The 14049-nt window shown below is 67.6% G+C and carries 15 protein-coding genes and 1 pseudogene; 10 read left to right on the top strand and 6 right to left on the bottom strand.

Features of this window, described 5'->3' with window-relative positions; genetic code table 11:
• Positions 1 to 106 precede the first annotated feature (106 nt).
• The 4 genes from rpsF (at position 107) to rplI (ending at position 1824) form a co-directional block, all read left to right on the top strand.
• On the top strand, positions 107 to 397 hold the full coding sequence (rpsF, locus tag G5C60_RS14655; protein WP_086797674.1) for a 30S ribosomal protein S6: 291 nt from the start codon (positions 107 to 109) through the stop codon (positions 395 to 397).
• A 78-nt stretch (positions 398 to 475) separates the two neighbouring features.
• Entirely contained in the window at positions 476 to 1078 is a 603-nt protein-coding gene (locus G5C60_RS14650) for a single-stranded DNA-binding protein (RefSeq protein WP_165259044.1), read from the top strand.
• A gap of 44 nt (positions 1079 to 1122) precedes the next feature.
• The gene (rpsR, locus tag G5C60_RS14645) at positions 1123 to 1359 is read left to right on the top strand and encodes a 30S ribosomal protein S18 (protein ID WP_003949403.1); all 237 of its coding nucleotides are present in this window, start codon (positions 1123 to 1125) and stop codon (positions 1357 to 1359) included.
• Positions 1360 to 1377: 18 nt separating this feature from the next.
• On the top strand, positions 1378 to 1824 hold the full coding sequence (gene rplI, locus G5C60_RS14640) for a 50S ribosomal protein L9 (RefSeq protein WP_033321283.1): 447 nt from the start codon (positions 1378 to 1380) through the stop codon (positions 1822 to 1824).
• 296 nt (positions 1825 to 2120) lie between these two features.
• Here the strand turns inward: rplI and G5C60_RS14635 are convergent, their stop codons facing one another.
• A complete protein-coding gene (locus G5C60_RS14635) occupies positions 2121 to 3458 on the bottom strand; it encodes an MATE family efflux transporter (protein WP_165259042.1) in 1338 nt (445 codons plus the stop codon).
• Between the two features lie 460 nt (positions 3459 to 3918).
• Between G5C60_RS14635 and dnaB the strand changes: the two genes are divergently transcribed.
• Positions 3919 to 5391 carry a replicative DNA helicase gene (gene dnaB, locus G5C60_RS14630; protein WP_165259039.1) on the top strand — a complete coding sequence of 491 codons (1473 nt, stop codon included), beginning with the start codon at positions 3919 to 3921 and terminating at the stop codon, positions 5389 to 5391.
• 194 nt (positions 5392 to 5585) lie between these two features.
• On the opposite strand, the gene G5C60_RS14625 is transcribed toward dnaB, so the two are convergent.
• Entirely contained in the window at positions 5586 to 6149 is a 564-nt protein-coding gene (locus G5C60_RS14625; RefSeq protein WP_165259037.1) for a dihydrofolate reductase family protein, read from the bottom strand.
• 349 nt (positions 6150 to 6498) lie between these two features.
• Here G5C60_RS14625 and G5C60_RS14620 point away from each other — a divergent pair, with 349 nt between their 5' ends.
• Entirely contained in the window at positions 6499 to 7110 is a 612-nt protein-coding gene (locus G5C60_RS14620) for a class I SAM-dependent methyltransferase (protein WP_165259035.1), read from the top strand.
• Positions 7111 to 7186: 76 nt separating this feature from the next.
• Positions 7187 to 8572 (top strand): serine hydrolase domain-containing protein, encoded by a 1386-nt coding sequence (locus tag G5C60_RS14615; RefSeq protein WP_165259033.1) that lies wholly within the window; start codon positions 7187 to 7189, stop codon positions 8570 to 8572.
• Between the two features lie 118 nt (positions 8573 to 8690).
• On the opposite strand, the gene G5C60_RS14610 is transcribed toward G5C60_RS14615, so the two are convergent.
• Both G5C60_RS14610 and G5C60_RS14605 read right to left on the bottom strand, forming a co-directional pair.
• Complete coding sequence (locus G5C60_RS14610; protein ID WP_165259031.1) at positions 8691 to 9143, bottom strand: GNAT family N-acetyltransferase; 453 nt, start codon at positions 9141 to 9143, stop codon at positions 8691 to 8693.
• A gap of 39 nt (positions 9144 to 9182) precedes the next feature.
• A complete protein-coding gene (locus G5C60_RS14605; protein WP_165259029.1) occupies positions 9183 to 9653 on the bottom strand; it encodes a MarR family winged helix-turn-helix transcriptional regulator in 471 nt (156 codons plus the stop codon).
• Between the two features lie 140 nt (positions 9654 to 9793).
• Between G5C60_RS14605 and G5C60_RS14600 the strand changes: the two genes are divergently transcribed.
• Positions 9794 to 11014, top strand: coding sequence for an MFS transporter (locus G5C60_RS14600; RefSeq protein ID WP_165259027.1), 1221 nt, complete (start codon positions 9794 to 9796; stop codon positions 11012 to 11014).
• A gap of 126 nt (positions 11015 to 11140) precedes the next feature.
• Here G5C60_RS14600 and G5C60_RS14595 read toward each other — a convergent pair whose 3' ends face one another.
• Both G5C60_RS14595 and G5C60_RS14590 read right to left on the bottom strand, forming a co-directional pair.
• Positions 11141 to 12007, bottom strand: a complete 867-nt coding sequence (locus G5C60_RS14595) for a GNAT family N-acetyltransferase (protein WP_165259025.1) — start codon at positions 12005 to 12007, stop codon at positions 11141 to 11143.
• Positions 12008 to 12012: 5 nt separating this feature from the next.
• Positions 12013 to 12549, bottom strand: a complete 537-nt coding sequence (locus tag G5C60_RS14590) for a DUF2269 family protein (protein WP_338145821.1) — start codon at positions 12547 to 12549, stop codon at positions 12013 to 12015.
• A 76-nt stretch (positions 12550 to 12625) separates the two neighbouring features.
• On the opposite strand from G5C60_RS14590, the gene G5C60_RS14585 reads away from it, so the two are divergent.
• Both G5C60_RS14585 and G5C60_RS14580 read left to right on the top strand, forming a co-directional pair.
• Complete coding sequence (locus tag G5C60_RS14585; protein ID WP_165259020.1) at positions 12626 to 13258, top strand: HAD family hydrolase; 633 nt, start codon at positions 12626 to 12628, stop codon at positions 13256 to 13258.
• 427 nt (positions 13259 to 13685) lie between these two features.
• Positions 13686 to 14049 (top strand): annotated as a pseudogene (locus G5C60_RS14580) (globin domain-containing protein); the annotation flags it as partial.

The following is a 14049-nucleotide window of genomic DNA, read 5'->3' as shown; positions in this document are numbered from 1 at the left end:
AGTGGCGGGCCCGATTGTCAGTGGTGGCCGATACCGTTGCTACGCATCACGACCCTCCTGCCACGGAACGACCGTGGCCGCTGAGTCCAAAGGAGGTGGGTTCTACATGCGTCACTACGAGGTGATGGTCATCCTCGACCCCGATCTGGAGGAGCGCGCCGTTGCTCCCCTGATCGAGAACTTCCTCTCCGTCGTCCGCGAGGGCAATGGAAAGGTCGAGAAGGTCGACACCTGGGGCCGTCGTCGTCTCTCGTACGAGATCAAGAAGAAGCCCGAGGGCATCTACTCGGTCATCGACCTGCAGGCCGAGCCTGCGGTCGTCAAGGAGCTCGACCGCCAGATGAACCTGAACGAGTCGGTCCTCCGGACCAAGGTCCTCCGTCCCGAGATGCACTGAGCTCTCCCGCTCAGCTGATATCGGGCATCGAGTAGCAGCACCAAGCAGCCAGCAGCAAACCCGCCGAGAGGTTCCCCCATGGCAGGCGAGACCGTCATCACGGTCGTCGGCAATCTTGTCGACGACCCCGAGCTGCGCTTCACCCCTTCCGGTGCGGCGGTCGCGAAGTTCCGTGTCGCGTCCACCCCCCGCACCTTCGACCGTCAGACCAATGAATGGAAGGACGGCGAGAGCCTGTTCCTGACGTGCTCGGTCTGGCGTCAGGCGGCGGAGAACGTCGCCGAATCGCTCCAGCGAGGCATGCGCGTCATCGTGCAGGGCCGGCTGAAGCAGCGGTCCTACGAGGACCGTGAGGGCGTCAAGCGCACGGTCTACGAGCTCGACGTCGACGAGGTCGGCGCGAGCCTGCGCAACGCCACGGCCAAGGTCACCAAGACCACCGGCCGAGGTGGCCAGGGCAGTTACGGCGGCGGTGGCGGCGGCGGTCAGCAGGGCGGCGGCTGGGGCGGAGGCCCCGGTGGCGGTCAGCAGCAGGGCGGCGGCGCTCCCGCCGACGACCCCTGGGCGACCGGTGCGCCGGCCGGCGGCAGCCCGCAGGGTGGCGGCGGTGGCGGCTGGGGCGGAAGCTCCGGTGGCTCCGGCGGCTCCGGCGGCGGCTACTCGGACGAGCCCCCCTTCTAGGGCGGGTTCGCACCCACACTTCTTGATCACACAGGAGATACATCATGGCGAAGCCGCCTGTGCGCAAGCCGAAGAAGAAGGTCTGCGCTTTCTGCAAGGACAAGGTCACGTACGTGGACTACAAGGACACGAACATGCTGCGGAAGTTCATTTCCGACCGCGGCAAGATCCGTGCCCGCCGCGTGACCGGCAACTGCACGCAGCACCAGCGTGATGTCGCCACGGCCGTCAAGAACAGCCGTGAGATGGCGCTGCTGCCCTACACCTCCACCGCGCGATAAGGGAAGGGTGACCGACACATGAAGATCATCCTCACCCACGAGGTCTCCGGCCTCGGCGCTGCGGGCGACGTCGTCGACGTCAAGGACGGTTACGCCCGCAACTACTTGATCCCGCGAAACTTCGCGATTCGCTGGACCAAGGGCGGCGAGAAGGACGTCGAGCAGATCCGTCGCGCTCGCAAGATCCACGAGATCCAGACCATCGAGCAGGCCAACGAGATCAAGGCCCGCCTCGAGGGCGTCAAGGTCCGCCTGGCCGTCCGCTCCGGCGACGCCGGTCGTCTCTTCGGTTCCGTCACCCCGGCTGACATCGCCTCGGCGATCAAGGCTTCCGGTGGCCCCGAGGTCGACAAGCGCCGCATCGAGCTGGGCTCGCCGATCAAGACGCTGGGCGCCCACGAGACGTCCGTGCGTCTGCACCCCGAGGTTGCCGCCAAGGTCAACATCGAGGTCGTCGCGGCGTAACCGCTGCGCTCGCTGAAACAGCGTGGGGCCGCACCCTTCGGGGTGCGGCCCCACGCTGTTTATCCCCTTGATGAGGGCAGGGCCAGCCGCGGTCTCCGTGTCCCCTGGAGGCAGGCGGCTTGGCTGAGGAGCGTAGAGGCTGAGGAGCATAGAGAGTGTGTTTCACGTGAAACGGCGTGCATCGGTCCGCGAGTTGCTCCTCGTTTCACGTGAAACCGAGCGAGCCCGTCGCGGTCGTGTTCGTTCAGCATGGCTGGGTTTGCTGAGCGCAGAGCACTCGTGCGATCCGGATTTGCTCAGCGCGTGGCGCCCGTGACGAGCCAACGACCGGAGCGGGAACGCAGCCACAGTGTCAGCATCCGTATCGCCATCATCAATGTCATCGCTGCCCACAGAGCGGTCAGGCCGCCGCCGAGTACAGGTACGAGCAGGGCGACAGGCGTGAAGACGGCGAGCGTCACGAGCATCGCCCGTGCCAGGTAAGGGCCGTCTCCGGCACCCATCAGGACTCCGTCGAGTACGAAGACGATGCCGCAGACCGGCTGGGAGAGGGCCACCACGACGAGGGCGGGCAGAGCCGCGTCCTTGACCACCGAGTCACTGGTGAAGAGCGGGACGAAGAGCGGCCGGGTGACGATCACCAGCAGGCCGAGTACGACACCGACCGCGATGCCCCACTCCACCATGCGGCGACAGGCGGCGCGGGCGCCCTGGGCGTCGCCTGCGCCGAGATAGCGTCCGATGATCGCCTGACCGGCGATGGCGATCGCGTCCAGGGCGAAGGCGAGCAGGTTCCACAGCCCCAGGATGATCTGGTGTGCGGCGATGTCCGCGTCCCCGAGCCGGGCAGCCACGCCGGTGGCGATCATCAGGATGGCCCGCAACGAGAGCGTACGTACCAGCAGAGGCGCCCCCGCCTGGGCGCTGGCGCGTATCCCGGCGGCGTCCGGCCGCAGCGAGGCGCCGTGTTTCCGGGCTCCACGGACGACGACGGTCAGATACACCGCGGCCATACCGCACTGGGCGATGACGGTGCCCCAGGCGGAGCCGGCGATGCCGAGGTCCGCGCCGTAGACGAGGCCGACATTGAGGGCGGCGTTGGCGACGAAGCCTGCGATGGCGACGTACAGCGGTGTTCTTGTGTCCTGGAGTCCGCGGAGGATTCCGGTGGCGGCGAGAACGACGAGCATCGCGGGGATGCCGAGCGCCGAGATCCGCAGATAGATGGTGGCGTAGGGAGCGGCGGTGTCCGAAGCGCCGAAGAGTTCCACCAGGGCGGGCGCCGTCGGTACGACGACGGCGATGACGGCTGCTCCCAGAAGGAGCGCAAGCCAGATGCCGTCCATGCCCTGGCGGATCGCCGCTTGCAGTTCTCCCGCGCCGACGCGGCGGGCGACGCCGGCCGTGGTCGCGTACGCGAGGAAGACGAAGATACTGACGGCCGTGGTGAGGAGGGCCGAGGCAACGCCGAGACCGGCGAGCTGCGGCGTACCGAGATGACCGACGATGGCGCTGTCGGTCATGAGAAAGAGAGGCTCGGCGACGAGTGCGCCGAAGGCCGGGACGGCCAGCGCGACGATCTCTCGGTCGTGCCGGCGTCGGGCGGCCTTGGGCGCCGCTGAAGCCTGTGTCATGCCCATCAATCTAATCTTCCACAGGTAAGAGATGCAATGCCACCGCGACCCTTACTTAAGTTCGCGTGGAAGGTGCCACTGGGGGGCCTTCGTAACGATCTCGGTCCCAGTCCGGAAGTTTTTCTTCTGCACAGCCGGTGGACGGGAAATGTGCAGGTCACAGCGCTCGTGAGGAACGAGTGGAGGGCTTGTTCACAGGCCTGTCCACCGGGTCGTGCACAGGTTTTGCGAGGTTCTCCACAGCATCGGGGCGGTCGTCCACATGGCCTGTGGATAACCAGATTGGCTGACGGTGCCCGCAGGCCTAACGTGGTCCGGCGCCCACTCCCTCTTCCGTCCTCGGAAACCTCGTAAAACCGACGCGTGAGAACCGGAGTTGGGCCTCTCATTTGTCAGTGCCGTGCCGTAGAAAAGATGAGGCACGGCTAGGTCCGCTCGGCGGACGGGAGGAGGTGGCTCGGTGAGTATTTCCGAGCCCTTGGACGACCCGTGGGCCGACAGCGGTCCCAGTGATCGTCTGCCCGCCTCCCGTCGGCGCGATGGTGGCAGGGGTCGCGACGAGCAACACGATCGCGGACGGGACAACGGCGTCTGGGACGGCGGAGGTTCGTCCTTCGAGCGTGTACCGCCGCAGGATCTGGACGCCGAGCAGTCCGTCCTCGGCGGCATGCTGCTCTCCAAGGACGCCATCGCCGATGTCGTCGAGCTGATCAAGGGCCACGACTTCTACCGGCCGGCGCACGAGACCATCTACAGCGCGATCCTCGACCTGTATGCGAAGGGTGAGCCCGCCGACCCGATCACGATCGCCGCCGAGCTCACCAAACGTGGCGAAATCACCAAGGTCGGCGGCGCGTCGTATCTGCACGGCCTCGTTCAGACGGTGCCGACGGCGGCGAACGCCGAGTACTACGCGGAGATCGTTCATGAGCGTGCGGTGCTGCGCCGTCTGGTGGAGGCCGGTACGCGCATCACGCAGATGGGATACGCGGCCGACGGTGACGTCGACGAGATCGTCAACAGCGCCCAGGCCGAGATCTACGCGGTCACCGAGCAGCGCACCACGGAGGATTACCTGCCGCTCGGCGACATCATGGAGGGTGCGCTCGACGAGATCGAGGCGATCGGTTCGCGGTCGGGGGAGATGACCGGTGTCCCGACCGGTTTCACCGACCTCGACCAGCTCACGAATGGTCTGCACCCGGGTCAGATGATCATTATCGCGGCTCGCCCTGCCATGGGTAAGTCGACGCTGGCGTTGGACTTCGCGCGGACCTGCTCGATCAAGCACAACATGCCGAGTGTGATCTTCTCGCTCGAAATGGGCCGCAACGAGATCGCGATGCGTCTGCTGTCTGCGGAGGCGCGCGTGGCTCTGCACCACATGCGTTCAGGCACGATGACCGACGAGGACTGGACTCGGCTCGCGCGCCGGATGCCGGACGTATCGGCCGCTCCGCTCTACATCGACGACTCCCCGAACCTGTCGATGATGGAAATCCGCGCCAAATGCCGTCGTCTCAAGCAGCGCAGCGACCTGAAGCTTGTGGTCATCGACTATCTGCAGCTGATGCAGTCGGGCGGTTCCAAGCGGGCCGAGAGCCGACAGCAGGAAGTCTCGGACATGTCGCGGAATTTGAAGCTCCTGGCCAAGGAGCTGGAGCTTCCGGTGATCGCGCTGTCGCAGCTGAACCGTGGCCCCGAGCAGCGTACGGACAAGAAGCCCATGGTCTCCGACCTGCGTGAATCCGGGTCGATCGAGCAGGACGCGGACATGGTGATCCTGCTGCACCGCGAGGATGCGTACGAGAAGGAGTCTCCGCGCGCGGGTGAGGCGGACATCATCGTGGGCAAGCACCGTAACGGTCCAACAGCGACGATCACGGTTGCCTTCCAGGGCCACTACTCGCGCTTTGTGGATATGCAGGCCTGAGCCTGGCCCTCCGTGCAGGGTCTCAAAAGCCTTGGCAGAATCTCACGGCAGTTGGCAGATGGATGGCAGAGATGCCACTGCCATGAGACTTGCGGTTCAGGGGCTTCACTCGTTTGGGTGGCTCGGGCGGTAGTCCGGGTCACTCAGGGCGTGTCACCCGCGGAGCATATGGCCCGTGACTCCCGGACGGGCGCTCAGCGCCTCGTCTCGTACCTGGTCAGGGTCACGCCGCCGGGAAACGTCCGCGTCTCCACTAGGCTCAGGTTCACCCAGCTGTCCAGCGCGGTGAAGAACGGCGTGCCGCCGCCCACCAGGACCGGATGGGCCGCGATCGCGTACTCGTCGATCAGCCCGGCGCGCATGGCCGCCCCGGCGAGCGTCGCGCCGCCGATGTCCATCGGGCCGCCGTCCTCGGCCTTGAGCCGGGTGATCTCGGCGACCGCGTCGCTGGTGACCAGGCGGGTGTTCCAGTCGACCTTGTCGATCGTCGAGGAGAACACCACCTTCGACATGTCCCGCCAGCGGCGCGCGAACTCGATCTCTGCCGGGGTGGCGTTGGGCTGCTGGTCGCCGGTCGGCCAGTAGGAGCTCATCGTCTGCCACAGCTTGCGCCCGTACAGCGACAGGTCGGTCGCCTGCAACTGGTCGGACCAAAACTGGAACAGCTCGTCGCTCGGCATGCTCCAGCCGATGTCGTCGCCGGGCGCGGCGATGTAGCCGTCCAGGGTCAGGTTCATGCCGTAGATCAGTTTCCGCATGGGGCCAGCCTTCCGTGAGTCGGTCTCACGCGTACAGACCGGCGCAGCGCGGGAAACTCATCGGTGCGCGATCTGAGCTCACATGTAGTCCTCGTGCTCGATGGCTCAGCCGCAGACTCATCGTTCCGCCGAGGAAATGGCATCGATCTGAGACTGATCTTGGATGGCATTGCGGTGACAACAGAGAACCAGCAGGTCACAGAAGATCGACATGTCATCGGTGGCGAGACCCTACACTCCGCCCTGAAGCCGAGGAGGACGATGTACAGCGAGTGGCCCCCCTCGTGTGAGCGAGGGTCGGTGGCGGCCGATTCCTGACCTCTGACTCCGGTACCTAGTGCGAGGACACATGGACAAACAGTCCTGGGACGAGATGTATCGCAGCCGCGACCGGGTCTTCAGCGGCGCACCCAATGGAGTGCTCGTCACTGAGGTCACCGACCTACCGCCAGGGCAAGCGCTCGACGTGGGGTGCGGTGAAGGCGCCGACGCACTCTGGCTGGCCCGGCGCGGTTGGCAGGTCACCGCGGTCGACATCTCACAGGCCGCCCTGCAACGCGCCGCCGCAGCAGCCGCGGCAGCCACGGACTTCACCGGCCGCGTGGCGTGGACACAGGCCGACCTGACCAGCACGCCACCCCCAGTCGGCGCGTTCGACCTTGTGTCCGCCCACTACTTCCCGCTCCCACACCAGCCGGACCACACCGCGCTGCGCGGCCTGCTGGACGCCGTCGCACCCGGCGGCACGCTGCTCTTCTCCACCCACGACCTCGCCGACCTGGCCCCACGCCCGGAACAGGGCTTCGACCCCCGTGACTACTACCAGCCCGACGACATCGCCAGGCTCCTCGACCACAACTGGACGGTCCTGATCAACGAAACCCGCCCACGAACCGCTCCCGCCCCTGCCGGCACACACCACACCCGCGACACCGTCCCGCGAGCGCGACGCCTGCGGTAACCGGTGCTCCACGGCATCCCTCATAGCGTGGCTGAATGAGCTCGACGCGCGGCGTCCGGCGGGGTGGACTGGGCTCATGACGACATCTCAGGAAGAGTTGCTGCCCGGTACGCGCCGGGCTCTGCTGCACCGTATCGCCACCGCTCAGGCAGAGGGTCGGGCGCCGTCGCTGGTGGCGGCGGTCGTGCGGGGCGAGGAGGCGGTGTGGCACGGGGCGCGCACATCGGTGGACGGGCACGGGCCGGACCAGAACGTGCAGTACCGGATCGGGTCGATCACCAAGACGTTCACCGCGGTACTGGTGCTGCGGCTGCGCGACGAGGGGATGCTGGACCTGGGCGATCCGCTGGAGAAGCACCTGCCGGGCACAGGGGCGGGAGAGGCGACGATCGCCGAACTGCTCGCGCATACGGGCGGATTGGCGGCCGAGTCGCCCGCGCCCTGGTGGGAGCGTACGCCGGGATCCCTGCGCCCCGAACTCGCCGACGTGCTGGGTGAGCAGCCGCAGCGGCACCCCGTGGGGCGGCGCCACCATTACTCGAACCCCGGCTATACCTTGCTGGGCGCACTGGTCGAGGAGCTGAGGGGCGCCCCCTGGGAGGAGGTCCTGCGGCGCGAGGTGCTCGAACCGCTGGGGCTGCAACGTACGAGCGGTCGTCCGCAGGCACCGCATGCAGGCGGCTGGGCCGTGCATCCGTGGGCGGACGTGATGCTGCCGGAGCCCACCGAGGATCTGGGCCGGATGGCGTCGGCCGGTCAGCTCTGGTCGACCACAGGTGATCTGGCGCGCTTTGCTGCCTTCCTGGGCAAGGGAGACGACCGTGTGCTGAGCGCGCAGTCCGTGCTGGAGATGCGTACGCCTGCCGCGCCGCCCGAAGCCGCGGAGGTGGCGGCCGGTACGGCCTATGGCCTCGGCATGCAGATCCAGCACCGGGACGGGCGGATTCTCGTGGGGCATTCGGGGTCCCTGCCGGGCTTCCTCGCCGGTCTTGTGGTCAGCGTCGAGGACGATCTGGCCGCCGTCGTGCTCGCCAATTGCACCTCGGGCCCGCTGGTGACGACGGTCGCCGCAGACCTCGTACGCATCGTCGCCGAGGCCGAGCCCCGGTTTCCTGAGCCGTGGCGGCCATTGCCCGAAGTCGACGGATCCGTACTGGAGTTGGCAGGGCCGTGGTATTGGGGCACGCAGGCCTCCGCGATGCGGCTCACGGCCCATGGTGGCGTCTCGCTAGGACCCTTGTCGGGCAATGGGCGTCGCTCGCGCTTCCGGGCGAACGGTGACGGGACATGGACGGGGCTCGACGGCTATTACGCGGGCGAGGTTCTGCGGGCCGTGCGGCACCCCGACGGGTCGGTGAGTCACCTGGACCTCGGGTCGTTCGTCTTCACGCGGCAGCCGTACGACGAGGGAGCACCGGTGCCGGGTGGAGTGGACCCCGAGGGATGGCGGGGGATCAGCTAGCCGCAGCGTCGGACGGGTGGCGTCCTGCGTGACGAGAGCGTCGGTAGGACGAGGAGCGCCATGTTTCACGTGAAACATGGCGCTCCATAACGTGAGACACCCATCATGCGCTTCCGCCTCAGAGGGGAAGCTTGAACCCGACGTGTGAGGCCGTGAACCCGAGCCGTTCGTAGAACCGGTGGGCATCGGTGCGGGTGGCGTCGGAGGTCAGCTGGACCAACTGGCAGCCTTCGCTTCGGGATTGGTCGATGGCCCACTCGATGAGCCGGGTACCCAGGCCGCTGCCGCGCTCGTCGGCGTGAACGCGGACCCCTTCGATGATTGAGCGGGTTGCTCCCTTGCGGGACAGGCCGGGGATGATCGTGAGCTGGAGGGTGCCGACGAGGCGGCCCTCGCGTACGGCGACGACCAGGTGCTGGTTCGGGTCGCTCCTCAGGCGGTCCAGCGCGGTCAGGTACGGGGTCAGGTCGTCCGGTGACTCGCGCTGGGCGCCCAACGGGTCGTCAGCGAGCATCGCGACGATGGCGGGAACGTCGTCCGCGTCAGCCGGCCGTATCTCAAGGTCTCCCATGTCAGCAGCCTATGCGGGCACGTCCTGCGAAGGCCCGTCCTAGACGGGCGCAGGCGTGGACGCGCTCACCGACTCCACGACCCGGACCAGCGGGGCCAGTTCGGGGTTCCTGGCGGCTTCGTCGAGTGCCTCACGCAGGGCGGCGTCGTTGGTGGGACGCGCCTCTTCGAGGAGCTTGAGACCCGCCTCGGTGACGTTCGTGTAGATGCCACGGCGGTCGGTCGGGCACAGGTAGCGCGAGAGGAGTCCCCGGTCCTCGAGCCGGGTTACCAGGCGGGTGGTGGCGCTCTGGCTGAGCACGACCGCGTCGGCGACCTGCTTCATCTGCAGGTGTCCGCCGTCGCCGTCGTGTTGGCGGCTGAGTACGTCGAGCAGGGAGTACTCGCGCACGCTCAGGCCGTGCTTGGTCTGCAGGGCGCGTTCGATGTGGGCCTCGATCCTCCCGTGGAGCAGGGAGAGGGCGCACCAGCCCTGGGCGAGGGCGGTGAGCGCGGGGTCCGTCGCTGTCATGGCTTTTCTCCGTCCCGGAGCGGCTGACACAAGGGTAGACCACGAGCGCAATAGACCGCGTTTGCAGGTATAGAGCGTATGCAACTATTGTGTTCGCACGCTAAGTGCTACTGCAATCGTCTGGGAAGGTGTACCCACCCATGCCTCTCGCGCTTCTGGCCCTCGCGATCGGGGCCTTCGGCATCGGAACCACCGAGTTCGTGATCATGGGCTTGCTGCCCGAGGTCGCGGGAGACTTCGGGGTCTCCATCCCCACTGCCGGCTACCTCGTGACCGGCTACGCGCTCGGCGTCATGTTCGGCGCCCCGATCATGACCGTCCTCGGCACCAAGGTGTCCCGGAAGCGGATGCTGATGCTGCTGATGGGTCTGTTCATCGTCGGCAACCTGCTCTCCGCCGTCGCCCCCGTTTTCGCCGTCATGCTGATCGGCCGTGTGGTCGCCTCGCTCGCCCACGGCGCCTTCTTCGGCATCGGCTCGGTCGTCGCCGCGGAACTTGTGGCGCCCGACAAGAAGGCCGGGGCCATCGCGATGATGTTCACCGGTCTGACCGTCGCCAACGTCGTCGGTGTGCCGCTCGGCACGCTCCTCGGCCAGTCCGTCGGCTGGCGCGTCACCTTCGCCGCAGTCGCCGCCCTGGGCGTCGCCGGCCTGGCCGGTGTCGCCAAACTCGTCCCCGACCTGCCCAAGGCGGAGGGCGTGCACCTGCGCCACGAACTGGCCGCGTTCAAGAACGTCCAGGTGCTGCTCGCCATGGCGATGACCGTCCTCGGTTTCGGCGGTGTCTTCGCGGCGATCACCTACATCGCGCCGATGATGACGCACGTCGCCGGTTTCGCCGACGGCTCTGTCACCTGGCTTCTCGTTCTCTTCGGCCTCGGCATGGTGGGCGGCAACCTCGTCGGAGGCAGGTTCGCCGACCGCGCCCTGATGCCGATGCTGTACGTCTCCCTGGGCGCCCTCGCCGTTGTACTCGCCCTGTTCACGCTCACTGCGCACAACAAGATCGCGGCCGCCGTGACCATCGCGCTGATCGGTGCCCTCGGATTCGCCTCCGTGCCACCGCTCCAGAAGCGGGTCCTCGACCACGCGCACGGCGCCCCGACGCTGGCCTCGGCCGTGAACATCGGCGCCTTCAACCTCGGTAACGCCCTCTCGGCCTGGCTCGGTGGCCTCGTCATCGCGGCCGGCCTGGGCTACACCGCCCCGAACTGGGTCGGCGCCGCCCTCGCCGCCGCGGCCCTGGTGCTCGCCGTCCTGTCGGCCGCCCTGGAGCGCCGCACCGACGGCCCGAGCCTCGTCGTGGCGTCCGCAGAGCCGGCCGAACAGAAGGCCGAACAGAAGACCGCCACCCATCACTGACCGGTGGCCCGGGACACCGCGTGCCCGACGTGGTGGATCGCGGGGCCAGAACCGCGCGTGCGCGACGTAGTCGATCGCGGGGCCAGAACCGGCCCCGCCCCCACGCAACCGTCCTGCAAGCCTCGTCTAGCCCGCCGCCACAGTCAGCGGAGCGAACCGGCGCGTCCAGTCGCCGGGGAGCTCCACGATGCCGTACGTCATGACGGCGTTGAAGCCCATGGAGACGAGACCGCGTTCCTTGACCCACGTCAGCAGTTCCTCGTGCCGTACGTCGATGTCGGTGCGCAGCATGCGGTCGGTGTGAGCAGCCAGCGAGGCGATGAGCGCCTTTGCCGTCTCCGTGTCCCGGGCGATCAGTGGGCCCACGACATGGTTGTCCAGGTTGGGCCAGGCGGCCGCGTAGCCGGTGATCCGGCCGTCGTCCTCGGCCACGCGCAGTTGGTCGGCGAAGGCGGGCAGTCGCGTGATCATGTGTGTGCGGTCGGTGCCGAACACCTCCTCGTCGAGACGGAGGATCGCGGGGACATCCCCGGCGGTGGCCGCACGCGTCGTGGCCTCGGGCTCCGGCCCACCGGGTGTGAAGTGCCCGCAGACCATCTCGGCCCGGCCGGTGGTCTTGAAGCCCAGTTCCTCGTAGAGCGGGTGGCCGTACGGTGTCGCGTGCAAGGTCAGCGGGGTGTCGCCCAGTTCTGCGATGACGTGCCGCATCAGGCGGCGGCCGATGCCCTGGCGGGCGTACCGCTCGGCGACCAGCACCATGCCGATCCCGGCGAGGTCGGGGCGCTCCCGTGGTCCGTACGAGGTCACGACGCAGGCGCTGACGAGGCCGCCGTCCGGGTCGTCGATGCCATAGCCCGTGCCCGCCGCCAGCAGCAGACCCCACTTGTGTTCCTCACGGGGCCAGCCCCGGTTCTCGGACAAGTCGGCGCAGGCGGCGAGGTCACGAGGCGTCAGACGGCGGATGGGCATGGCGGCGGGGGAAGGAGTCGGCACGCTGGTCAGGCTGTCTGACGGGCGCCCTCGGCGTCCACCGGTTTCCGGGCAGCCGAACGCAGATTTTGACCACGCCGAGTCAGCCCCCATGGCTTGAGGACCGAGATCACCGTCATGAAGACGTATGCGGACAGCGAGACGATCGGTCCGGCCAGTACCTCGCTGACGTCGGGCAGCGGTCCGCCCGCGGAGACGGCGGCGACCGCGGAGTTGACCCCCGGCCGCAGCACGAAGACTGTGGCGGTCATCGTGACCAGGGTCAGCCAGAACTTCGTGTAGACCCATCGGTGCCTCGCCAGACCCCACGGGGTGCCCAGGGACAGCACCAGACCGCTGAGGAAGGTAAGGAACGCGAGGGGGAGCAGCAGCCAGTCGGCGAAGAGCTTCATGGCGCGGACGGCGGCCTCCACGGTCATCGCGGAACCGGTGGTGGTCGCGGTGATCCCGAGCGCGAGCAGCCCGAGCGTGAGCCCGAGCCAGCAAGCGGAAGCGGCTACATGGACAACGAGGGTGGCCCGGCGAGCGGGGCGGGTTAGTTTCACGTGAAACACCGTGCCGGGCGGGAGCCGCGAGGACGTCTGACAGCGGGAGTAACCCCTCGTACTAGCCTCGGCGTACATGGCGAGACTTCATCTCTTCGATCTGGACGGGACGTTGCTGCATGGCAGCTCGGCGCCCGTGGAGATCTCCCGGCAGCTCGGGCTGGAAGCCGAGACCGTGGCACTCGACGAGGCGGTCGGCGCGGGACGCATAAGCCCGCGGGAGTACGCGACGCTGGTGCATGCTCTCTGGACGGACCTCACCGAGGCGCATGTGGCGGCGGCCTTCTCAGGGGCGCCTTGGCTGTCCGGCATCGAGGACGTCTGGGCGGATATCAGGGGGAGCGGCGACTACTGCGCCGTCGTCTCGCTCTCGCCGTCGTTCTTCGTGGAGCGGTTGACGGAATGGGGTGCGCATGCGGCCTACGGTTCACGCTTCCCTTCCGTGCCGTTCACCGAGCCCGTGAATCCGTCGGGGATTCTGAGCGCCGCGGCCAAGGTGCAGATCGCGGACCGGCTCTGCGCGGAGTTCGGATTGGGGCGGGCGGACTGTATTGCGTACGGGGACTCGATGTCGGACAAGGACCTGTTCGGGGCAGTTCCGGTATCCGTCGCCGTCAATGCGGATCAGCATCTGGCGGGTCTGGCCATGCACTCCTACGTGGGGCGGGATCTGTTGGATGCCTATGAACTGGTCCGGCGCACCCGGTAATTGAAGGAATTGATGCCCCGGTCCCTGTTAATTCGGGGCGCAAGGAACAGGGGACTTGTGCGGCGGACGGTGACCGGTATGGTCGACTCCGGTTCGTGTCCGGTGTGATGTGCGCACGTGTCGCGCGCGCGTCCTGCGGGGAACGAGTGCAGGTCAACGCAGCCTAACGGGACGGAAAGATCGAAGACCCGCATTCTCCGTAATGCGGCCGGGTGTTGGTGAGGGATGGGACGCTGCGATGACGGTAGTGCGGCCAATGTCACATTCTTGCCTTACTTGTCCGTAGTTGCAGGATTCCGGACTTGAATATGGCCGCATTGGCCGACAGGACAGAACGGAAAAGCAAGCCGTCTGCGGGGGAAAGCAGGCATCTTCCGATCGAGGAAGTGCGCAGACCGACCGAAAGATGTTCGAGGCGAGGCACACCATGGACGCTCCGACCACCACGTCGGCGGACAACGGCACTTCAGGGGGCAGCGGCGAGGGCGGCTGGTTCACGCCCCGCAACAAGCCGGAGCCGCCCGCGGGCGGCGAGCAGGAGACGACCGAGGGAAGCCGTCTGGCCGCGTTGCGCCCCGTGGGCAGGCCCGCGACGCGTGACGGCGAGGCAGCGCAGAAACGAATACCTCCCGCCAAGGAGGACAACCCAGCCGACGTCGGCGCCACCAATCCCACCTCGACCAACGTCCCCGGCGGGCAGCCGCCCGCCCACCGGAACCCCAGCGAGACGCCCAACCCGCCTCAGCCGGAGCCCGAACCCCGCGTCCCCGAGCAGAGATCCGCTCCTGCGC

It is taken from the genome of Streptomyces scabichelini (genome assembly GCF_011045015.1).
Classification (GTDB): Bacteria; Actinomycetota; Actinomycetes; order Streptomycetales; family Streptomycetaceae; genus Streptomyces; species Streptomyces scabichelini.
Note: the sequence above shows the minus strand (reverse complement) of the source record. Positions and strands in the feature narration are given on the sequence as shown.